The organism is Pseudomonas medicaginis (genome assembly GCF_965119365.1).
Lineage (GTDB): Bacteria > Pseudomonadota > Gammaproteobacteria > Pseudomonadales > Pseudomonadaceae > Aquipseudomonas.
The window spans coordinates 5,508,749-5,528,503 of sequence record NZ_OZ221631.1 but is presented as its reverse complement, the minus strand read 5'-3'; the positions used below and the strand labels follow the sequence as shown (position 1 = coordinate 5,528,503).

At 58.8% G+C, this 19,755-nt stretch carries 17 protein-coding genes, 4 tRNA genes and 1 pseudogene; 13 read left to right on the top strand and 9 right to left on the bottom strand.

Annotated elements, in window-relative coordinates:
- Window positions 1-67: 67 nt before the first annotated feature.
- Both ACMTA2_RS24190 and ACMTA2_RS24185 read left to right on the top strand, forming a co-directional pair.
- Window positions 68-886, top strand: coding sequence for a DUF4892 domain-containing protein (locus tag ACMTA2_RS24190; RefSeq protein ID WP_413792090.1), 819 nt, complete (start codon window positions 68-70; stop codon window positions 884-886).
- Between the two features lie 65 nt (window positions 887-951).
- On the top strand, window positions 952-1,989 hold the full coding sequence (locus tag ACMTA2_RS24185; RefSeq protein ID WP_413792089.1) for an AI-2E family transporter: 1,038 nt from the start codon (window positions 952-954) through the stop codon (window positions 1,987-1,989).
- Between the two features lie 95 nt (window positions 1,990-2,084).
- Here ACMTA2_RS24185 and xopAW read toward each other — a convergent pair whose 3' ends face one another.
- The 3 genes from xopAW to ACMTA2_RS24170 all read right to left on the bottom strand — a co-directional run bounded on the left by xopAW (window position 2,085) and on the right by ACMTA2_RS24170 (window position 4,873).
- A complete protein-coding gene (gene xopAW, locus ACMTA2_RS24180; protein WP_413792088.1) occupies window positions 2,085-2,924 on the bottom strand; it encodes a XopAW family type III secretion system calcium-binding effector in 840 nt (279 codons plus the stop codon).
- 147 nt (window positions 2,925-3,071) lie between these two features.
- Window positions 3,072-4,115 carry a sensor histidine kinase gene (locus ACMTA2_RS24175; RefSeq protein WP_413792087.1) on the bottom strand — a complete coding sequence of 348 codons (1,044 nt, stop codon included), beginning with the start codon at window positions 4,113-4,115 and terminating at the stop codon, window positions 3,072-3,074.
- A complete protein-coding gene (locus ACMTA2_RS24170; RefSeq protein ID WP_413792086.1) occupies window positions 4,115-4,873 on the bottom strand; it encodes a response regulator in 759 nt (252 codons plus the stop codon). Before ACMTA2_RS24170 ends, ACMTA2_RS24175 begins: the two co-directional genes overlap by 1 nt.
- A gap of 290 nt (window positions 4,874-5,163) precedes the next feature.
- On the opposite strand from ACMTA2_RS24170, the gene pyrF reads away from it, so the two are divergent.
- Entirely contained in the window at window positions 5,164-5,862 is a 699-nt protein-coding gene (gene pyrF / locus ACMTA2_RS24165) for an orotidine-5'-phosphate decarboxylase (RefSeq protein ID WP_413792085.1), read from the top strand.
- 122 nt (window positions 5,863-5,984) lie between these two features.
- Here pyrF and ACMTA2_RS24160 read toward each other — a convergent pair whose 3' ends face one another.
- Window positions 5,985-6,989: an NADP-dependent oxidoreductase gene (locus ACMTA2_RS24160; protein ID WP_413792084.1), complete on the bottom strand. Its 1,005-nt coding sequence runs from the start codon at window positions 6,987-6,989 to the stop codon at window positions 5,985-5,987.
- Between the two features lie 227 nt (window positions 6,990-7,216).
- Here ACMTA2_RS24160 and ACMTA2_RS24155 point away from each other — a divergent pair, with 227 nt between their 5' ends.
- The 4 genes and pseudogenes from ACMTA2_RS24155 to ACMTA2_RS24140 all read left to right on the top strand — a co-directional run bounded on the left by ACMTA2_RS24155 (window position 7,217) and on the right by ACMTA2_RS24140 (window position 11,650).
- Window positions 7,217-7,978 carry an SDR family oxidoreductase gene (locus ACMTA2_RS24155; RefSeq protein WP_413792083.1) on the top strand — a complete coding sequence of 254 codons (762 nt, stop codon included), beginning with the start codon at window positions 7,217-7,219 and terminating at the stop codon, window positions 7,976-7,978.
- Between the two features lie 205 nt (window positions 7,979-8,183).
- Window positions 8,184-9,572 (top strand): aminotransferase-like domain-containing protein, encoded by a 1,389-nt coding sequence (locus ACMTA2_RS24150; RefSeq protein WP_413792082.1) that lies wholly within the window; start codon window positions 8,184-8,186, stop codon window positions 9,570-9,572.
- Window positions 9,573-9,682: 110 nt separating this feature from the next.
- Window positions 9,683-10,741 (top strand): annotated as a pseudogene (locus tag ACMTA2_RS24145) (HAMP domain-containing protein); the annotation flags it as partial.
- Between the two features lie 27 nt (window positions 10,742-10,768).
- Window positions 10,769-11,650: a methyl-accepting chemotaxis protein gene (locus ACMTA2_RS24140; RefSeq protein ID WP_413795713.1), complete on the top strand. Its 882-nt coding sequence runs from the start codon at window positions 10,769-10,771 to the stop codon at window positions 11,648-11,650.
- A gap of 159 nt (window positions 11,651-11,809) precedes the next feature.
- Here ACMTA2_RS24140 and ACMTA2_RS24135 read toward each other — a convergent pair whose 3' ends face one another.
- Entirely contained in the window at window positions 11,810-12,568 is a 759-nt protein-coding gene (locus ACMTA2_RS24135) for a hypothetical protein (protein WP_413792081.1), read from the bottom strand.
- A gap of 371 nt (window positions 12,569-12,939) precedes the next feature.
- Here ACMTA2_RS24135 and ACMTA2_RS24130 point away from each other — a divergent pair.
- The 5 genes from ACMTA2_RS24130 (at window position 12,940) to ACMTA2_RS24110 (ending at window position 14,259) form a co-directional block, all read left to right on the top strand.
- Window positions 12,940-13,015, top strand: a tRNA-Glu gene (locus ACMTA2_RS24130).
- 2 nt (window positions 13,016-13,017) lie between these two features.
- Window positions 13,018-13,093, top strand: a tRNA-Gly gene (locus ACMTA2_RS24125).
- Window positions 13,094-13,198: 105 nt separating this feature from the next.
- Window positions 13,199-13,274, top strand: a tRNA-Glu gene (locus ACMTA2_RS24120).
- A 3-nt stretch (window positions 13,275-13,277) separates the two neighbouring features.
- A tRNA-Gly gene (locus ACMTA2_RS24115) sits at window positions 13,278-13,353 on the top strand.
- A 273-nt stretch (window positions 13,354-13,626) separates the two neighbouring features.
- Window positions 13,627-14,259, top strand: a complete 633-nt coding sequence (locus tag ACMTA2_RS24110) for a LysE family translocator (protein ID WP_413792080.1) — start codon at window positions 13,627-13,629, stop codon at window positions 14,257-14,259.
- A gap of 67 nt (window positions 14,260-14,326) precedes the next feature.
- Here ACMTA2_RS24110 and ACMTA2_RS24105 read toward each other — a convergent pair whose 3' ends face one another.
- The 4 genes from ACMTA2_RS24105 to ACMTA2_RS24090 form a co-directional block, all read right to left on the bottom strand.
- A complete protein-coding gene (locus tag ACMTA2_RS24105; protein WP_413792079.1) occupies window positions 14,327-15,583 on the bottom strand; it encodes an aminotransferase-like domain-containing protein in 1,257 nt (418 codons plus the stop codon).
- Window positions 15,584-15,645: 62 nt separating this feature from the next.
- On the bottom strand, window positions 15,646-16,791 hold the full coding sequence (locus tag ACMTA2_RS24100; RefSeq protein ID WP_413792078.1) for a PLP-dependent transferase: 1,146 nt from the start codon (window positions 16,789-16,791) through the stop codon (window positions 15,646-15,648).
- Entirely contained in the window at window positions 16,788-18,272 is a 1,485-nt protein-coding gene (gene amrS / locus ACMTA2_RS24095; protein ID WP_413792077.1) for an AmmeMemoRadiSam system radical SAM enzyme, read from the bottom strand. Before amrS ends, ACMTA2_RS24100 begins: the two co-directional genes overlap by 4 nt.
- A 103-nt stretch (window positions 18,273-18,375) precedes the next feature.
- Window positions 18,376-19,089 carry a YczE/YyaS/YitT family protein gene (locus ACMTA2_RS24090; RefSeq protein ID WP_413792076.1) on the bottom strand — a complete coding sequence of 238 codons (714 nt, stop codon included), beginning with the start codon at window positions 19,087-19,089 and terminating at the stop codon, window positions 18,376-18,378.
- A gap of 189 nt (window positions 19,090-19,278) precedes the next feature.
- On the opposite strand from ACMTA2_RS24090, the gene ACMTA2_RS24085 reads away from it, so the two are divergent.
- Window positions 19,279-19,710 (top strand): Lrp/AsnC family transcriptional regulator, encoded by a 432-nt coding sequence (locus ACMTA2_RS24085; RefSeq protein WP_063324875.1) that lies wholly within the window; start codon window positions 19,279-19,281, stop codon window positions 19,708-19,710.
- Window positions 19,711-19,755 lie beyond the last annotated feature (45 nt).

Genomic DNA, 19,755 nt, shown 5'->3' with positions numbered 1-19,755 from the left:
GTTTGCCAGCCTCGCGGTTCATCGACGACGCCCGTTGTGGCCAGGCGTCCCGGGCCAAGTCGATCCGATGAAATTATCCGCTTATTCACTCGTCCTGCTGGCGTTGGCCTGCTTCAGCCCAGCGTCGTTCGCCGCCGATGTGCCGGGCAGTCGCGATCTGGATCGCGTGCCGCGCATGCCCGACGCACAGATCGTCGATTACCGGCAAGCCAGCGACCTGGAACGCGTCTACCCCATGGGCTCGATCCGCAAGATCAGCGGTCAGTTGCGCTTTGATGGCCAGGTCGACGCCCGTGGGAACGTCACCTCGGTCACCTATGAATTGCCGCCGGAGCATTCCGCGACCCAGGCCTTTACCTCGGCTCGCGAAGCGTTGCAGAAACAGGGCGCCGAGCTGTTGTTCTGGTGCCAGGCCCGCGATTGCGGCGAAAGCAGCCTGTGGGCCAACGAAGTCTTCGGCAATGCCAAGCTCTATGGCGCCGACAACGGCCAGGCTTTCCTGCTGCTGCGCCTGGCGCCGCCCGCGGACAACACGCTGATTGCGCTGTATGCCATCACCCGCGGCAACCGCAAGGCCTACCTGCACGTCGAGCAGTTCGAGGCGAACGCAGCCCTGGGGACCCTGCTGCCGACATCGGCCACCCTGTTGCGCCAGCTCAAGGACACCGGGGTCCTGGACTTGCCGCGTCTTGCCGGTGAGCCGGATGACACCTGGTTGCGCCTGTTGTCCCGAGCGTTGAACCTCGACACGGGCCTGCGGGTCAGTATCGCCGGCCCCCGGGCCGGAGACTGGCTTGAGGCGCTGGCGGGCCTGGGCGTCCGGGCGGCACGCATGGAGATCGCCAGTGGCGAGGCGCAGGGGTTGCACCTGGAGCTGCTGCGCTAAGCTGTGTCGGGGCTGCGGGTTCCACACCGTTGCCCCGGTCCTGTTCTTTTTTTTAGAGACCCTACATGCTCAATAACGATCGGCTATTGGTGCAGATCCTGCTCCTGGTGTTGTTCGGCGCAAGCCTCTGGGTCATGGCGCCATTCTGGTCGGCGCTGTTCTGGGGCGCGGTGCTGGCGTTCGCCAGCTGGCCGTTGATGCGCCTGCTGACCCGCTGGGTCAATGGCCGCGAATCCCTGGCCGCGGCGTTGCTGACGGTGGGCTGGATGCTGTTGGTGGCGGTGCCGCTGGTGTGGCTGGGTTTCAACCTGGCCGACCATGTGCGCGACGCCACGGCCTTCATCAAGGACGTCCAGGTCGACGGGCTGCCCGAAGCGCCAGGCTGGCTGGCCGGCGTACCTTTCGTGGGCGGGCGATTGGTGGGCATCTGGAACAGCATCGACCAGCAGGGGGCGGCGATGATGGTGTCCGCCAGGCCTTATCTGGGCCAGGTCGGCAACTGGCTGCTGGCGCGCAGTGCGCAGATTGGCGGCGGCATCCTCGAGCTGACCCTGAGCATTGTGTTCGTGTTCTTTTTTTATCGCGACGGCCCGCGCCTGGCGGCGTTCGTCCATGGGTTGCTGGAGCGTCTGATCGGCGATCGTGCCGGTTACTACATCGAACTGGTGGCCGGTACGGTGCAACGGGTGGTCAACGGCGTGATCGGCACTGCCGCGGCCCAGGCCGTGCTGGCATTGATCGGCTTCCTGATCGCCGGGGTGCCGGGGGCGCTGGTGCTGGGGATCGTCACGTTCCTGCTGAGCCTGATCCCCATGGGCCCCCCCCTGGTCTGGATTCCCGCCACGGCGTGGCTGGCGTGGAAGGGGGAGTACGGGATGGCGGTATTCCTCGGCATCTGGGGCACCTTCATCATCAGTGGCGTGGACAACGTGCTCAAGCCCTACCTGATCAGCCGTGGCGGAAACCTGCCCTTGGTCATCGTGCTGCTGGGGGTGTTCGGCGGGTTGATAGCCTTCGGTTTCATCGGCCTGTTCATCGGCCCGACCCTGTTGGCGGTGGCCTACAGCCTATTGACGGACTGGAGCAAAAGCCAGGCACGGTAGCCTGAATGCCAAACACCTGTGGCGGGGGAGATTGCTGTGGCGAGGGGATAACCCCCCTCGCCACAAGTGAGTTTCAATCCAGGCTTGCCGGTGAATCAGGTCGCCACGTTCAGGTGCTTCCCTACAGTGGCGACGTTATCCAGCGAGTATTGCCGGCTGAGGTTGGCGATCATCCTGTTCAACGCTTCGCTGACATTGGCCTGTTCGGTGGAGCTGTCGCTGCGATGATTGGCCTGCAAGGCGTTGTTGAATTCGTCGCTGTTGACGTCACCGCTGTTGTCGCTGTCGAGTGCTTCCATCAGCATCGCGCTGGTGTCGGTGCTCGTGGACGTACCGTTGCTGGCCTGCAGGGCACTGCTCAGTTCGCTGGCGGTGACGGTGGCGTCGCCATCGGCATCGAGCTGGCTGAACAGCTCTTCACTGGAGGTCTGTTGCGGTGGTGGCGGTGGCGCGAGGCTGGCGGCGAGTTCGTCGAGGCTGACAGTGCCGTCTTCATTCTTGTCCAATGCCGAGAACACTTGCTGGCTGTCGGCATCGCTGTCCGTGCTGGCCAGGCCGTTGCTCAACTCATCGCTGCTGACTGAGCCATCACCGTCGGTGTCCAGGACGCTGAGTAGCGCATCGGCCAGTTCGGTGTTCGGCGCCTGGTCCCTTGGTGGCGGAGGTGGCGGTGCCATCGCAGCCATTTCCTCGCTGCTCAGGTCACCACTGCCGTCACTGTCCAGGTCGCCAAAGTTATCGCTCAGGCTGACCAGGATGCCATCGTCGCTTTTTTGCGACAGGGCTGTGCTCAATTCTTCCTGATTGACCGAACCGTCCCCGTCACTGTCGAGCTTGCTGAGCAGTTCCTTTTGAAACGGCTGATTGCGGGCATTGCTGGTTGTGGTGCTGCTGGTGCTGGTATAGGTCGAGTAACTGCTGACACTACCAATCATGGGCGCTCTCCTTGGGCTGGGATAGCCGGTGGGTGCACCGGCTTATGCAGCCTCGACGGGGTAGTTGTCGGGGGTGTGTGGAGTTTGTACCGGTGGGCGTACAAACTCCGTCCCGGCGCAGTGTCGAGTGTGGGACATTGGTGGGATTCAGGTGCGAGGCAGGCTGATCACCGCCGTCAAACCGCCCCCTGGCGTCTCTTCCAGGGTCAATTGCCCGCCCAGGCGTTCGGTGGCTTCCCGAGCGATGGTCATGCCCAGGCCGACGCCGCCGGAGTTGCGGTTGCGCGAACCTTCCAGGCGAAAGAACGGCTCGAACACCGCTTCGCGTTTGTCCGCCGCAATACCGGGGCCGTGGTCGATGACCCGGATCAGTAGCTGATGTTGCCGGTCTTGCAGGGTAATCAGGGCATGGCCAGCGTAGCGCAGCGCATTGTCGATGAGGTTGTTGAGACACGAACGCAGTGCCATGGGTTGCACCTGCAGTGGGGCGCAGGCGCCGCTGACCTGCACATCGGCGCCTTGGTCCTGGGCGTTTTCGCTCAATGATTCCACCAGGGCTTGCACGTCCATCCATTGCAGCGCTTCGCTGGTGCGCTGTTCGTGCAAGTAAGTCAGGGTGGCATCGAGCATGCCGATCATGTCGTCCAGGTCCTGGCGCATCTGGCCTTGCAACTTGACGTCATCGATCTGCTCCAGGCGCAGCTTGAGCCGTGAAAGCGGAGTGCGCAGGTCATGGGACACCGCGCCGAGCATGCGCGAACGCTGCTGCACCTGCTCGCGGATCCGTTGTTGCATCAGGTTGAATGTATGGGCCGCTTGCCGTGCCTCGCGGGGGCCGTTTTCATCCAGCGGCGGGCTGTCGAGGTTTTCACTCAAGCGCTCGGCGGCATCGCTCAAGCGTTGTATCGGTCGGGTCAGGAGTTTGGCGCCGTACCAGGCCGCGACAATCAGGAACACGAATTGAAACGTCAGCGGCACTACTGGACCGCCGAACCAGGGACGGGGAGGGCGGTTGGGGCGCGGACCGAATCGCAGCGGGCCTTCGCCTTGCTGGCTCATGCCGGGCGGAGGCCCTGGGGGCGGCTGGTCGTAATGGAAAAACCAGGCAAAGGCCAACAGATGCGCCAGGACAATCGCCAGCAGCAGCACGCCAAACAGGCGACCGAACAGGGAGTCCAGGCGCACTCGCATCAACCGATGTCCCGGGCGTCGAACAGGTAGCCCTCACCGCGTACGGTCTTGATCAGTTGTGGGGCCTTGGGGTCGTCGCCCAGTTTCTGGCGCAGGCGTGACACGAGCAAGTCGATGCTGCGGTCGAACGCTTCGATGGAGCGGCCGCGAGCGGCGTCCAGCAGTTGTTCGCGGCTGAGCACCCGGCGCGGTCGTTCGATGAAGACCCACAACAGGCGGAACTCGGCGTTGGACAGTGGTACCACCAGCCCGTCAACCGAAATCAGTTGGCGCAACACGCTATTGAGCCGCCAGTTGTCGAAACGGATATTGGCCCGATGCTCGCTGCGGTCGTCGCGCACCCGGCGCAGGATGGTCTGGATACGCGCCACCAGCTCCCTGGGTTCGAAAGGCTTGGCCATGTAGTCATCGGCGCCCAGCTCCAGGCCGATGATGCGGTCGGTGGGCTCGCAGCGGGCGGTGAGCATCAGGATCGGGATGTCCGATTCGGCACGCAACCAGCGGCATAACTGCAAGCCATCTTCACCCGGCAGCATCAGGTCGAGCACGACCACGTCGAAGTGCTCGGCCTGCATCGCCTGGCGCATGGCTGCGCCATCGTTCACGCCGCTGGCGCGTATGCTGAAGCGGGCCAGGTAATCGATCAGCAGCTCGCGGATCGGCACGTCGTCATCGACGATCAGCGCACGGGTGCTCCAGCGCTTGTCGTCGTCGGGCATTTTTTGATCGCCAGAATTTGCAACAGGGGTGTTCTGCATGGATGCATCATCTGCCAGGTAGGCTGCCAACGGTATGGAAGGCGGCGAGGGTGAGGCTTCAGCATAGGCGTCGGGCCGCGAGGCGTGAAGCGCTGAAAGCATGGGTTGCGGCGGCGGACGGTAGCGTGTCGAGGTGTTGTACGCATGTCTTGAATGTATCGGCTTCGACACAAAGGCCGGTATCGTCCATGCTGCCGGGGGGACGGTGAGATTTACCGATCATCGGGTCCCGCATGGGCGCTCGTTCCGCTACAATGCGCGCCGATTTCGACTTGCCTGAGAGCCCGCTCATGTCCGCCTGCCAGACGCCCATTATCGTCGCCCTGGATTTTCCCACCCGTGACGCCGCCCTGAAGCTGGCCGACCAGTTGGACCCCAAGCTTTGCCGGGTCAAAGTCGGCAAGGAACTGTTCACCAGTTGTGCTTCGGAAATTGTCGGAACCCTGCGCGACAAGGGTTTCGAAGTGTTCCTGGACCTGAAGTTCCACGATATCCCCAACACCACCGCCATGGCCGTCAAGGCGGCTGCGCAGATGGGCGTGTGGATGGTCAACGTGCATTGCTCCGGTGGTCTGCGCATGATGGCGGCCTGCCGTGAAGTGCTGGATCAGCGCAGCGGCCCGCAACCGTTGCTGATCGGCGTGACCGTGCTGACCAGCATGGAGCGCGAGGATTTGGCCGGGATCGGCCTGGACGTCGAGCCTCAGGAGCAGGTGTTGCGGTTGGCGGCGCTGGCGCAGAAGGCCGGCCTGGACGGTCTGGTCTGTTCGGCCATGGAAGCGGGCGCCCTGAAAGCGGCCCACCCGACGCTGCAGTTGGTAACTCCGGGGATTCGTCCGGCGGGCAGCGCCCAGGACGACCAGCGTCGTATCCTGACTCCGCGCCAGGCACTGGATGCCGGCTCAGACTACCTGGTGATCGGCCGTCCGATCAGCCAGGCCGCCGATCCGGCCAAGGCACTCGCGGCGGTGGTAGCCGAACTGGCCTGACCTGACACCGAAGATCCCTAATGTGGGAGCGAGCTTGCTCGCGATAGCGGTATGTCAGTCAATATCAATGTTGACTGACAGGGCCCCATCGCGAGCAAGCTCGCTCCCACACTTGTTTTGTGTCAGACCTTGAGCACCAACTTCCCGAAGTTCTCCCCACTGAACAATTTGGTCAGCGTCTCGGGGAAAGTTTCCAGCCCTTCGACGATGTCTTCCTTGCTCTTGAGCTGCCCCTTGGCCATCCAGCCGGCCATTTCCTGTCCGGCGGCGGCGAACTGCGAGGCATAGTCCATGACCACGAAACCTTCCATGCGTGCCCGGTTGACCAGCAGCGACAGGTAGTTGGCGGGGCCCTTCACCGCTTCTTTGTTGTTGTACTGGCTGATGGCGCCGCAAATCACCACGCGGGCCTTGAGGTTAAGGCGGCTGAGCACGGCATCCAGGATGTCGCCCCCGACGTTATCGAAATACACATCCACGCCTTTGGGGCATTCGCGCTTGAGGCCGGCGTGGACATCTTCGTTCTTGTAGTCGATGGCGCCGTCGAAGCCCAATTCATCGACCAGGAACTTGCACTTGTCGGCGCCGCCGGCGATGCCCACCACCCGGCAGCCCTTGAGCTTGGCGATCTGCCCGGCAATGCTCCCCACCGCACCGGCGGCGCCCGACAGCACCACGGTTTCGCCGGCCTTGGGAGCGCCGACATCCAGCAGGGCGAAGTAGGCGGTCATGCCGGTCATGCCCAGGGCTGACAGGTAACGTGGCAGAGGGGCCAGTTTCGGATCGACCTTGTAGAAACCTCTTGGCTCGCCAAGGAAATAATCCTGCACACCCAAGGCGCCGTTGACGTAGTCCCCGACCGCGAATCCCGGGTGGTTCGAGGCAATCACCTGGCCCACACCCAGCGCCCGCATCACTTCACCGATGCCGACGGGCGGGATGTAGGACTTGCCCTCGTTCATCCAGCCGCGCATGGCCGGGTCCAGGGACAGGTATTCGTTCTTCACCAGGATCTGGCCGGCTGCCGGCTCGCCCACCGGTACTTGTTGATACGTGAAAGTCTCGCGGGTCGCGGCACCTACCGGGCGTTTGGCGAGCAGGAACTGGCGATTGGTCTGGGCAGTCATGGTTGGCACTCAAGATGAATGAAGTCTTGTTGATAGTCCTTCGAAGCGTTTGCCGCAAGGTTTGCTGATACAGCGAATGCAGTTCGATCCAATGCAGTGATAGTTCGCCCCTGGGCCTTATCACTGGCACCCATGAATGCTCAAACGGCAATTGGATAGTGCTGCCGCGGCGTCGGGACCTATGGCTAGACTGGCGCCATCTCCCGCACTCTTCGAGGAATCTGACAATGAGCATGACGTTTTCCGGACAGGTCGCCGTGGTAACGGGCGCCGCCGCCGGTATTGGCCGCGCCACTGCCCAGGCGTTCGCGGCAGAAGGCCTGAAAGTGGTCGTGGCCGACCTGGATGTGGCGGGTGGCGAGGGCACAGTGCAGTCGATTCGTGATTCGGGCGGCGAAGCCGTGTTCGTACGCTGCAACGTGACGCTGGAAAACGATGTTCAGCACCTGATGGACGAGGTGATCAAGACCTACGGTCGCCTCGACTACGCGTTCAACAATGCCGGGATCGAGATCGAGAAGGGCAAATTGGCCGACGGTACCCTCGACGAATTCGACGCGATCATGGGCGTCAACGTGAAGGGCGTCTGGTTGTGCATGAAGTACCAACTGCCCTTGCTGCTGGCCCAGGGCGGTGGCGCCATTGTCAACACGGCCTCGGTGGCCGGCCTGGGTGCGGCGCCGAAAATGAGCATCTATGCCGCATCCAAGCACGCCGTGATCGGCCTGACCAAATCGGCCGCCATCGAATACGCCAAGAAGAAGATTCGCGTGAACGCGGTCTGTCCGGCAGTGATCGACACCGACATGTTCCGTCGTGCCTATGAGGCGGACCCGAAAAAAGGCGAGTTCGCCAATGCAATGCACCCGGTTGGGCGTATTGGCAAGGTCGAGGAAATTGCCAGCGCCGTGCTCTATCTGTGTAGCGACGGTGCGGCGTTCACCACTGGTCATTCCCTGGCGGTGGACGGCGGGGTCACGGCGTTCTGAGGACGTTTCCCCTGAGCTTGTAGGACAAAGCCCGCACTGGTGCGGGCTTTTTCTTTGGGAGGCGAAAAATCCTTGGAACGGCTCATCAATGTGTTGCAAAGGGTGAGAATCGGCTGTTTTGGCGACGTTGTCGTACATCGTTCGGGGGTGGCCTGTGCTTAACTGTTTCTGGAAATAAAACAAACGCTTAGGAGCTTGGTTACTCATGGAGTTGAGAATCGACCGGCAGGCCTTGGTGCCTGTCGTGCAGCAAATTGTCGACGCGCTGACCGGCTGGATCCGACAGGATGCGATACAACCGGGGACTCGCCTGCCGTCCGTTCGCCAACTGGCGCGGCAGAACCTGCTCAGCCAGTCCTGCGTCAATGAAGCGTGTGAACGCCTGGTTGCCCAAGGTCTGCTGGCGTCCCGGCACGGCTCCAGCTTTTTCGTCGCTCCTCCCCCGGCGCCCGGGCATGCGTCCAGCGACCCGAATCGGCGACTGGATACGCTCGCGGAGGACGCTGACACGCCGCAATGGGCGCTGAATCTGGGGTGTGGCGGGTTGCCCGAGAGCTGGCGTGAAAGCGATGACCTGGGCTATGCGATCCGGCAAGTCACCCGCACCGATATGGCCGGGTTGTTCAACTACAGCACGCCGTTGGGGCTACCCGCCCTGCGTGAGCAGTTGTCCAGGCGCCTGAGGCAATTCAATATCGAGGCCGATAAGACTCAGATCCTGACCACCACCGGGGCCACCCATGGACTGGACCTGATCGTGCGGACACTGTTGCAGCCAGGTGCCTGCGTGGTGGTGGAGAGCCCTGGCCATTCAAACCTGTTCGACCTGCTCAGGTTGCACAAGATCGACATGATCGAACTGCCCAGGACCCCGCGCGGTCCGGACGTCGATGTACTGCAAGACTTGTTGGCGACACACCGGCCCAGTGCGCTGTTCGTCAACAGCGCCTGCCACAACCCGACCGGCAGCAGCCTGGCCCCAGCCGTGGCCCAACGGTTGCTGCAACTGACGAAGCAACACGCCGTGCTGGTGATCGAAGACGATGCCTATGGTGACTTCCAGCGTTCGGCGCGGACCCGGCTCGCCGCGCTGGATGCCGACGTGGTCTACGTAGGCAGTTTCTCGAAGACCCTGAGCAGTTCGTTGCGCGTCGGTTTTGTCGTGGCCGGGCCGTCCATCATCGCGCGCCTGAGCGAGGTCAAGGGGATTACCAGCATGGGCGGGTCACGGTTCTGTGAGTCGGTGCTTGCCAATCTCCTGGCCAATGGGGCGTATCGCAAACTGGTCCAGCGCCAGCGGCAGCGTCTGGGCGTCGATACGGCGGCGCTGTTGCAGGTATTGGAGGATGCCGACTGGGAGGTCTTTGGCAAGCCGGCCGGCGGGCTTTTCATCTGGGCAAAACCACCAATCAGTGACTACGCTGGATTACAGCGTCTGGCCAAGCGTTTCGGCGTGCTGTTGTCTTCGCCTACGGCTTTCAGTCCTTCGGGCGCGGGCAGTGACTGGCTAAGACTCAACGTGCCCTATGCCAGTGATCCCCGGGCGCTGGGGTTTTTCCAGGCCGCGGCCCTGGATCGACCTCAAGTGTCCTGAAAACGACGCGGCTGTAGCTTTTTGCCATTATTCCGACGCCAGCATCTTGTGCAGCAGGGCGTCTCGTTGCGAATCTGCGATCAACACACACTGGCAGAGGACTGAGCGCAATGATTTCGGCCGTGCAAAGACGTTTTGCCAACCTGGGTATGGCAAAAAAACTGGGTATCGGATTTGTCCTGGTGCTGCTGTTGACCGCTGTGGTCGCAGCCATCGGCGTCTGGTCCCTGCAGACCATCAGCTATCGCTTCGATGGCCTTAAACAGATGTCGTCGCTTAACAGCGGGTTGCTCAAGGTCCGACTGCTGGAGCAGGAATACGCTTCGCGTTCCGATCCCAAGACAGCCGACGCGCTGCGCCAGGGCGTCGACGGGCTGGTGGCATTGGCGAACGAACTCAAGGCGCAGTCGGCTGCCAACGTGCCGGTGATGAACGACGTCGAGCAGGCATTGGGCGCGTATCGCAAGGCGTTCGATGAATTTGTCGGGTTGAGCCAGAGCAAGGACCTGGCGTTGGAGATGGCCAGTTGGTCGGTGTCCAGCGTGGCCAACAACCTCGATGTGTTGCAGGCCGGGCTGGCGGATGACGGTACTTATACCTTGAAAGACACCGAAGGCAAGGAAGGTGCCGAGTTCATCGAGCAGGCCAACCAGATCAGCGAAGTGTCGCGGTTGATGTTGCAGGCCATGAACGAAGCGCGGGTCCGCCTGGACCAGAGCCGCAAAGGCAGCGACGAGGGGGCGGGGCAAGGCAGCATCGAGCAGGCCGAGCAGGCCATGAAACAGGCCGAGGCGCTCAAGAGCACGGTCAAGGACCCGGGTTACCAGACTGTGCTTAACGAAGTGGCTGGGCACATCGTCGGGTTCAATGAGCAACTGGCCGAATACACGGGCCTGTTGGCGAAGGAAAAAGTCGTCTACCAGCAACTGCACGAGCGAGCCGACCAGGTGGTGGCTCGGGTCGACCAGGCCTTCAGTGCCGAAGACCATGCCATGCAGACCGAACTGAAGAAGAACTCGCTGCTGATCATCGGATCGTCGGCCTTGGCGTTGCTGGTCGGGTTGATCGCGGCGTGGGTCATCACCCGACTGATCGTGACGCCGCTGCGCAGCGTCATTCGCGTTGCCCAGCAGATCGCGGCGGGCGACTTGAGCGCCACGGTCGAGGTGACGCGTCGGGATGAGATTGGTCAGTTGATGCTGGCCATGCAACAGATGGGCGCGGGGCTGAGCAGTATCGTCAGCGGCTTGCAGGCCGGGATCGAGCAATTGGCCAATTCGGCGCAGTCGCTGTCGGCGGTGACCGAGCAGACCAACCTGGAAGTCAGCAGCCAGAAAGAAGAAACCGAACAGGTCGCCACGGCCATGAATCAGATGACGGCCACGGTGCACGATGTGGCGCGCAACGCTGAAGAAGCGGCCCAAGCGGCCCAGACTGCCGACGACAAGGTCGAAAGCGGCCAGCAGGTGGTGCGCCAGAGCATGGCGCGCATCGAACAACTGGCCGATTCGGCCACGTCGGCCAGCTCCAGCATCGAAAGCCTCAGTGCCGAGATCCAGAACATCGGCACGGTGCTGGAGGTGATCAAGAGCGTGGCCGAGCAAACCAACCTGCTGGCGCTCAATGCCGCTATCGAAGCGGCCCGGGCCGGGGAGCAGGGCAGGGGCTTTGCGGTCGTGGCCGATGAGGTGCGGGCCCTGGCCAGGCGCACGCAACAGTCCACTGAAGAAATCGAACGGCTGGTGAGCGCCTTGCGTTCAGCGGCCCAGGCCTCTGTGCAGCAGATCCAGAGCAGTGGCGAGCTGGTGAAGATGGCGGTCAGCGACGCGCTGCAGACGGAGAGCGCCTTGGGCAGCATTGCAGCTGCCGTGTCGTTGATCCAACAGATGAACCAACAGATCGCCGCCGCGGCCGAGCAGCAGAGCTCGGTGGCCGAAGAGATCAATCGCAGTGTCACCAGCATTCGCGCCAGCGCCGATCAATCATCCCTGGCGATGCGCGGCAATGCCGCGTCCAGCATCGAGTTGGCGCAGTTGGGGGGAGAACTGAAGGGGATGGTGGGGCACTTCAAGTTGTAAGCCGGTGGCGGCTCGACCCTCTATGCCCGTGGCGAGGGAGCTTGCGTCCGTTTGAGGGCGACGCCCCCTCGCTAAAGGGCTGCCGCGCCCGACGCGTCGGGCTGGCCCTGCAAGAGCAGGCTGTCGAGCCACAAGGGCGCTCGATCCCGCTCTGTAATCTCAGTCGTAGACCTTCTTCTTCTTCCACTCGTCGTTTATTTCGTCGTCCTTCAGGCCTTCGGTCAACTGGTTGACCTCGCCCTCGACCGGCTGGCTGCTGGCCAAGACCTGGGCATTGGCGCGGGCCAGGAGCTTTTCCAGATAGGCCAGTTGCTCGGCGTAGACCTGTGGTTCCTGTTGCTTGCGCAGGTACTGCACGCCGCGCTCGAAGGCCAGGCGGGCCTGCCCAGGTTGTTCTTGCTGCAAGGCCTGCTGGCCGAGGTTGTTGAAGAACTCGATGTGCAGCAGCACCAGGATGTGCCGCACTTCACGGATCCAGCGCTTGGCTTCGTTGGGCGGCAGGAAACCATCCTGGGCGGCGCGGGTGATCTGGCCGTGCAAGGCCTCGAGCAGAAAGCGTACGTCCTTGGCCTTGGCTTCGGTCTGGATCGGCGCTGGCGGATTGTTGACCGGGATCGATTCACCCTGGGCTGCCAGTGCGCTCAGTTCGTCCAGCCGTGCCTTGACCGCGGCATTGGTCTTCTCCAGGTTCAGCAAGCGCTGGCAGACATTCATCTCAAGGCGCGTCATCAACAACTTCAGGGCAGGGGTCATCAACTGCCCGGGAAAGGTTTCGGTGAGCTCGCCACAACGACGCATGCGGTCGTTGAGTTCTACCTTGGAGCGGACCTTTTCCAGCTTGTTGTTTTCCACCACGTGGTTCATGTAGCCAATGGCGATCAACAGGGCGATCCCGGCTACGACGAGCAGGGTGATCATGAGTGGTGTCACCGGTAAGACCTCTTTATTAGGGTACGCATGTCATGAGTGTAGTGGCTTGGCTTTTAAGCGCATAGGCCCGAGCGAAGCGATTAGACGGGCGTCGTGCTGTTTATAGGGAGTATGACCGGGCGGGAGCACATTGCCATCATTTGCCGGGCGCGACTATAGCGCCTCGACGGGCGACAGAATATAGGCGTCAGAGACCGGGCGGGCAAAATGTATGGATCGCCCTCAAACCGGGCGAAGTCATTGATTTAAATAAATTTATATCTGGGGGTTGACGATCCCTCAATCCATCCATAGAATGCGCGCCACTTACAGCGTAAAGCACTCAGCCAAACGCTCTAAGCAGTGAATGTTGTACGTGTGTCCCCTTCGTCTAGTGGCCTAGGACACCGCCCTTTCACGGCGGTAACAGGGGTTCGAGTCCCCTAGGGGACGCCAATGCGGGAATAGCTCAGTTGGTAGAGCACGACCTTGCCAAGGTCGGGGTCGCGAGTTCGAGTCTCGTTTCCCGCTCCAATTTTAAACAGCGTTGCTTTCGGGCAGGGCTGAGTGAAGCCAGAGCCGACATCTTCGGGTGCGGATTTGGGCACTGAAATACACACCATGTGTTTCAGTTAGTGTGTCCCCTTCGTCTAGTGGCCTAGGACACCGCCCTTTCACGGCGGTAACAGGGGTTCGAGTCCCCTAGGGGACGCCATTTGCGGGAATAGCTCAGTTGGTAGAGCACGACCTTGCCAAGGTCGGGGTCGCGAGTTCGAGTCTCGTTTCCCGCTCCAAATTCAAAAAAAACGCCGCTCATTTGAGCGGCGTTTTTTTATGCGCGTAAAAAAGCCATCTCAATGCCCAAGGTTATGTATCCGGCGCTCACGGGCCTTTAACCAGCGATTTGCCTTGTCTGAGGGGGCTGGCGACGATTTTCCTTAATATTGAAGGGGAGTGAAGAATACTTCCTGCAAAATTTAAGGGAAAACGCCTAGGAAGATTAATAGTTCATTCCTAAAGAAATGCACTTCTCCTAACCTTCCAGTACCCATTCTGGAGATGCATTTATGCTGGTTTTCGTTAAATCGATGGTCATTGGGCTGTGCATTGCAGCCCCTGTAGGACCCATTGGGCTGTTGTGCATACAGCGAAGTCTGATGCTTGGGTGGAGAGCCGGTTTCGCGACGGGATTGGGCGCGGCCACAGCTGATTCGATCTATGGATTCATCGGTGCCCTGGGTGTCACCGCCATCATTGCGACGCTCATCAGCTTCAAACCCTGGTTGTGCATCTTTGGAGGGTTGTTCCTCGCCTACATTGGCTATCAGACAATACGATCAAAGGGCGGCTCGACGGCCATGGCGGGCGAGCGGGCCAATATGTTCAAAGCCTACTCGACCACGCTGTTCCTGACTCTGTCCAACCCCATGACCATCTTGTCGTTTATCGCGATATTTGCTGCATTGAGTGACGGCATGGCCGGTGATCAAGGTGGCCAGTACGCAGTGCTGCCAATGGTGACCGGTATATTCCTGGGCTCGGCGGCCTGGTGGTTGGGGTTGAGCGGGTTCTCTTCCATTTTCAAGACGCGGATTGCCCAATCGAAGCTAAGGTTGATCAACTACCTTTCAGGGGCAACCATCACCATCCTGGGGGCGTACCAGGTCGCCACTGGCGTCATGCTGGCCACGGGAGCCTGACCTGGAGTTTATGCCTCGCTGAGCGAGGCATAAACCTTGGTATCCCCCTGCGATGCATGCAGACGTTTTATTGCAGCCTGAACTCGACGTACGCCCTGAAACGGCCTATCGCCTGGGTGATTTGCGAGGTGGTTGCATTACTGAACGACAGCCTGACCTGGGTGGTGGCCTCATTCATCAGTGAAAACAACGTGGTGGGAAATACAATCACCTTGAACAGCCTGGCGCATTCGCGCATTTCAGAATATCCAAAGACGAAAGGCAACTGCACATTGATGAAGAAGCCGCCTGTCGGCTGATTCCAGCTGACCGCTCTTTGAGCGCCGGCTTTGAGTGGAAATTCGCGCTCAAGGCATTCAAGCATGTGATTTCTTTTCTTTGTATAAGACAGCACCCTGGGTTGGTTCAGCCCTTTCAACGAGTAGCTGTGCTCGATCAGCAAGCCTGCGACAACCGCTTGGCACAGGGCGGGGGTGTTCACCGTGATCAGGCTTTTGGCTTTGCACAATCGGCCGCTGAAGGACATGACCCCAGTGCCCTCTGGGGCGACCACATAGCCCATGCGCAAGCCTGGGAAAATCGATTTGGCAAAGGAGCCCAGCAAGAACACCCGACGGCTGTCGATGGACTTCATGGACGCAATGGAATCGCCTTCGTATCTGAAGTAACGGTAGGCAGTGTCTTCGAGGATGAAAAATTTCTTTTCATCGGCCAGAGAGAGCATGGCTCTCCTGTCGTCATGGGAAAGGCTGTCGGCGGTAGGATTGCTAAAGTCCGGAATCGCATAAAGCGCCTTGATTCTTTCACCTCTGGATTCCAGTGCTTCGATGAGCCTGCGCAGGGTGATCGGATCAAGAAAGGCAGCCATGGGGACGGGGACTATTTTTATACCCAGCAATTTTGCGATACCCGTGATCCCGGAAAACACCGGATCAGGTACCAATAAAACCCCACCGCCTTCAAAAATGGACAGGAGCGTCAAGGTGCAGGCTTCTTGGAAGCCCATGCACACCACAATGCTTTCAGGGTTGGAAACGTTGATCGCTTCATCCACCTGCAAATGGCTGGCGATTATTTCATTGATGATTCCAGCGGTTTTTCCATATTGGCACAGCAGCGTCGCAAGTGACTGTCCGGTGCCGGCAATGTGATCTTTGTATTGGGCCAGGCCCCTGTCGATGAGTGAAGGGTCGCACTGCTCATCATCGGGTCGACCGGAGGCCAGGGAAATGGCCTCCGGGTTTTCTTGAGCAATCGAGTTTAGTAGGTGAATGACGTTCAGGATGGGGGCGTCGAATATCGTGCTTTCGAATGCGCTGGACACTTTCGCTTCTCCGTAAAAAAGCAACGAGCCATTGAAGGCCCGTTGCTCATGATCAACACCCGCTACGCAGGATCGAGTGAGCTTTCTTGATCGACCTTGCTCTCCATGGCTTCGAATGCCTGCAGCAGGTCTTCCTTGAGGTCATCCAGGTCCTCCAGGCCAAAGCACAATCGAACCAGGCCTTTCTCGATGCCCATGTCCGCTTTTTCCTGATCCGTCATCGAGGCATGGCTGCCGCTGAAGGGTTGGGCAACCATCGACGTCACGCAGGCCATTCCCGTGCCCGTGCCAAACCATTTGAGCGTGCTGGTGAACGTTTTGTAGAAGGGAACCAGGTCGGGTCGAATATCAACAAACACAATGCCGCCATAACCGGTCAGTTGTTTGCCATCGACGCGTGGGTAATAGACATGCTCAATAAAAGGCAGCTCGCGCAGATAGCTGAGCATGCTTGCTGTCGTCTGGCTGTGCTTTTCCATGCGCAGGTTGAACGTCTGCATGCTTCTGCGAAGCAGCCACGCGCTATTGGGCGTTAATATCGTGCCTGAATAAAAGCGACCCTCTAGCAGGCGGTTGTAAATCATTTCACTGTTGACCAGCACCAGGCCGCCCATGACATCGCTATGCCCGGAGAAGTATTTGGTCGCGCTGTACAGTGAAATGTCGGCGCCAAAGTTCAACGGCTTCTGAAATATCGGCGTGGCCCAAGTATTGTCAACCACCACCAGCGCTTGCGGGTTGTTTTGCTTGACGGCCCGGCTGACCGCATGAATATCAATGTCTTTCAGGAACGGGTTGGTCGGTGTTTCGAAAATGACCATGTCGACGTTCGCCGGCAAGGCATTCAACCCGTCTTGCGTGGTGAGATCCAGAATCGTCAGGTGTGCGCCGATGCGTGCCGCATATCGCTGGAACAATTTATAAGAGCAGCCATAGATGTATTTGTTGATGACCAGTGAAGCGCCCGGTTTTAACAGTTCCAACACCATGTAGATGGCGCTCATCCCGGTGCTGTAGGCCAGGGCATATTCGCTGCCCTCCAGGGAGGCGACAACCTGTTCCAATTCACTCACGTTGGGATTGGCCTTCCTTGAGTAGAAGAAGGCCGAGTCAGCGCTGAAGGCGCTGCACTGATAAATAGGCGTGACCGAAGGACGGGCGTCCCGGTCATCGACCTTGATATGAAGTATTTCAGTAGACACTTTCATGCTTGGCTGACCAGTTTGATGACCTGTTCATACATGTTCTGCTTGCCCTCGTAACCAATGGTCGGGGTAATGTCGTTTTGCGAAATACCAATTTCTTCAATCGAATCCGTGGGGAAGTGAGCCCTGTCGAATACTTCATGAAGGTTCGAGTTCACCCCGTCGGGGAGCCAGACCTCAGGACCGGTTTCATCGATGCGTGCCTTGGCAATAATGAATCGATAGCTTTCATGTGGCCGCAGCGTCAGTGATTTCCAATCGCTGTTGTGCCCGTCCGTATAGTTGCGCCGCAGGTAGACGGTCTGTTCGAAATCTTCGGTATTGAGCACTTGGGCGTGCAGCGACACGATATCCCCATGCCACTCGAACTTGCGTTTCTCGTAAGCGCTCAGCACTTCCTCTGGCAGCTCGACAGGAACGTTCGCCGGGTGTTCGCCCAGCAATTTGAAATGCGCATCGTGCCCGCATTGAGAGCAGCAACCCTTGCTGTCCAGCCCGATGATTTCAGCGTTCAAACCGTAGCGGGTGACGAGCAGGGCGTTACAGTTATTGCAACTGGTGTTGGTTCCCTCGACGTCATTCACGTTGCCCAGATAGACATGCTCTACGCCCATGCTCCGAGCAACGTCCCGAGCCTTCAGCAGCCGGTCCACAGGGGTACGGATGCTGTTGCTCATTTTGTAATCGGGGTGGAACCTGACGAAGTGCAGCGGCACATTCGGGCCCAGCTCATCCAATACCCACTGGCTGATTTTCCGGGCCGTTTCCTCGTCGTCGCTGATGTCGGTCACCATCAAGGTGCTGACCTCGACATATTTGCCGGCGTCGTAGACCTTCTTGATACCCGCCAGGACTGGCTCTACCCAGCCGGTGGTAACCTTGCGGTAGTATTCCGGGGAAATGGATTTCAGCGAAATCGAGAATATATCGATGACCGGCAGTAATTCATCAATGGCTTCTTCACTGATAAAGAACGCCGATTTATACAGGTTGATCAGGCCCGCTTCCTTGGCCAGTTTTGCCGTGTCGAGGATGAACTCATGCCAGACAACGGGGTCGTTATACGTCCAGGAAATGACGCGTATTCCGTGCTTGAGTGCGGTTTCCACAACTTGTTCAGGGGTGTAGTAGTAAACGTCTTTGTCGGTGACGTACTTGGCTTGCGAGGTCTTCCAGTTGTGGCAATAACCGCAGTTGAGCATGCAGCCGATATTGCCCAGGGACAGGATCCTCTCTCCAGGGGCAAAGTGGAAAACGGCTTCGGTCTCGATCGTTTCTTCCGTGCTGTGAACGCCTTTGCCGTAGTTCAATGTAACGAGTCTGCCGCCTCGGTTTCCGCGCACTTTGCAAAAACCTACCTTACCCTCCTGTATGACACAGTTTCGCGGGGAAAGATGACACTTGACGACGCCCCCAGGGAGTATTTCTTCCAGTTTTGCCGGGCTGCTTTCCAAGGTCCAGTTTTTATTTTTTGTAGTGTCCATCTTTCTCACTCCTCATCACGGAAGTTGCTATCAGTATCATCGATTGAAAAAAATCGAGGCGAAACAATCCCGCTGCCACGGATGGCAACTATCTTTATGGGTATTAGTAGGCGGATGAAGCGCGAATCAATCCATAGTTCTTGAGAGAAAAGCGCTTGGCATTCATGTTCATGAAGGGTTGAATAAGTGGGCCGATCACTAGGAGGAATGCAATCGTTCCCACGCCGAACGGGCCGCCTAAAAGCCATCCACCCGAAAAGATGCCGATTTCAATGATCATTTTGGCTTTGGTGAATGACCAGCCCCACTTGGAGACCATGGTCAGTACCACGAGGTCCATGATTCTGATTCCAATACCGCTCATGATGATCAGTGCGGAGGAGTAGGCACATAACATCAGCCCCGTCGCCAATAACATGTACTCATTCATTCTCGCGATCAAATACTCTCCGAGCCCCAACCATGACCAGAGGTCAATCAACAGACCGGTCAGCGTTGTTGTAATAAAGGGACTTATCGGCGGGTATTTTTTGTTCCAGAGCATCCACCATGTCAGGAAGAATAGGGACACGATCGCCGAACAAATGCCCATGCCAAGCATAAGTATTTTATCGATAGAAATGATCAAGACGTCTAATGGGTCGGTACCCAGTTGACTGATGATGAAGCACTTGGCACCCACCGAAAAGAAACCGACACCCGTCAAGTACATCAGGACCTGGTCCTTCTTGAAGCGGCGAAAATTTAGTACTTGCGTGCCAATGTGCTGAGTGAATGAGTATGACTTTTTTCCACACGTTATCTTCTCATCTTCCATGCGAACACCATCCCTGGAGAGAATATTTTTATTATGAGTGCGTCACGCTAAAGAGCAGGGCTATTGATTGCCCTCAGGCTTTCAGGCTGGAAATAGACTAGCGCTCTGCTTTATTTTGGTGCATGCTTTTTTTAATGAAAAACGCGGGCTTTTCATTAAAATTTATACTTTTAACCGGGGAAAATGCACATGGATCGTATAGACGTCAAAATCCTGGGTAAGGTACAGGACTGTGGTCGCATTTCCATCACAGAGCTTTCCAAGCACGCAGGTCTTTCTATTCCTGCCACCAATGACAGGTTGCGCAAACTTGAAGACTCAGGAGTCATCAAGGGCTATCACGCTCAGTTAGATCCAACCAAGTTGGGGTACGGCATATCGGCTGTCGTCGGCATCACCACCCTCAAGCCGGCGAAATCCAAATTAATAGCAACACTCACCGACATACCCGAAGTCGTCGAGTGCCTGCACATCACGGGAAACGACTCCTATCTGATCCGGATCTACGCCAGATCCATGGCTGAAATCGAGGACATCATTGCGAAAATCAACGCGTACGGAGAGACGCGTACCAGCATTGTCCTGTCCATTCCTATCGAGAGAAGAAAGCTCGCCCCTTGAGTCAGGGCTGCCTGCCCAGCGGGGCCGGGGAGTGGGGAGTGGTCG

Excerpts from the sequence above, each read along its gene's own strand:
- ACMTA2_RS24160 (WP_413792084.1), bottom strand. The coding sequence starts at position 6,989 with ATGACTGCCCAGACCAATCGCCAGTTCCTGCTCGCCAAACGCCCGGTA.
- ACMTA2_RS24185 (WP_413792089.1), top strand. The coding sequence starts at position 952 with ATGCTCAATAACGATCGGCTATTGGTGCAGATCCTGCTCCTGGTGTTG.
- amrS (WP_413792077.1), bottom strand. The coding sequence starts at position 18,272 with ATGGACACTACAAAAAATAAAAACTGGACCTTGGAAAGCAGCCCGGCA.
- ACMTA2_RS24150 (WP_413792082.1), top strand. The coding sequence starts at position 8,184 with ATGGAGTTGAGAATCGACCGGCAGGCCTTGGTGCCTGTCGTGCAGCAA.
- ACMTA2_RS24085 (WP_063324875.1), top strand. The coding sequence starts at position 19,279 with ATGGATCGTATAGACGTCAAAATCCTGGGTAAGGTACAGGACTGTGGT.
- ACMTA2_RS24100 (WP_413792078.1), bottom strand. The coding sequence starts at position 16,791 with ATGAAAGTGTCTACTGAAATACTTCATATCAAGGTCGATGACCGGGAC.
- xopAW (WP_413792088.1), bottom strand. The coding sequence starts at position 2,924 with ATGATTGGTAGTGTCAGCAGTTACTCGACCTATACCAGCACCAGCAGC.
- ACMTA2_RS24175 (WP_413792087.1), bottom strand. The coding sequence starts at position 4,115 with ATGCGAGTGCGCCTGGACTCCCTGTTCGGTCGCCTGTTTGGCGTGCTG.
- ACMTA2_RS24135 (WP_413792081.1), bottom strand. The coding sequence starts at position 12,568 with ATGATCACCCTGCTCGTCGTAGCCGGGATCGCCCTGTTGATCGCCATT.
- ACMTA2_RS24155 (WP_413792083.1), top strand. The coding sequence starts at position 7,217 with ATGAGCATGACGTTTTCCGGACAGGTCGCCGTGGTAACGGGCGCCGCC.
- ACMTA2_RS24110 (WP_413792080.1), top strand. The coding sequence starts at position 13,627 with ATGCTGGTTTTCGTTAAATCGATGGTCATTGGGCTGTGCATTGCAGCC.
- ACMTA2_RS24190 (WP_413792090.1), top strand. The coding sequence starts at position 68 with ATGAAATTATCCGCTTATTCACTCGTCCTGCTGGCGTTGGCCTGCTTC.
- pyrF (WP_413792085.1), top strand. The coding sequence starts at position 5,164 with ATGTCCGCCTGCCAGACGCCCATTATCGTCGCCCTGGATTTTCCCACC.
- ACMTA2_RS24090 (WP_413792076.1), bottom strand. The coding sequence starts at position 19,089 with ATGGAAGATGAGAAGATAACGTGTGGAAAAAAGTCATACTCATTCACT.
- ACMTA2_RS24140 (WP_413795713.1), top strand. The coding sequence starts at position 10,769 with ATGCTGGCCATGCAACAGATGGGCGCGGGGCTGAGCAGTATCGTCAGC.
- ACMTA2_RS24170 (WP_413792086.1), bottom strand. The coding sequence starts at position 4,873 with ATGCAGAACACCCCTGTTGCAAATTCTGGCGATCAAAAAATGCCCGAC.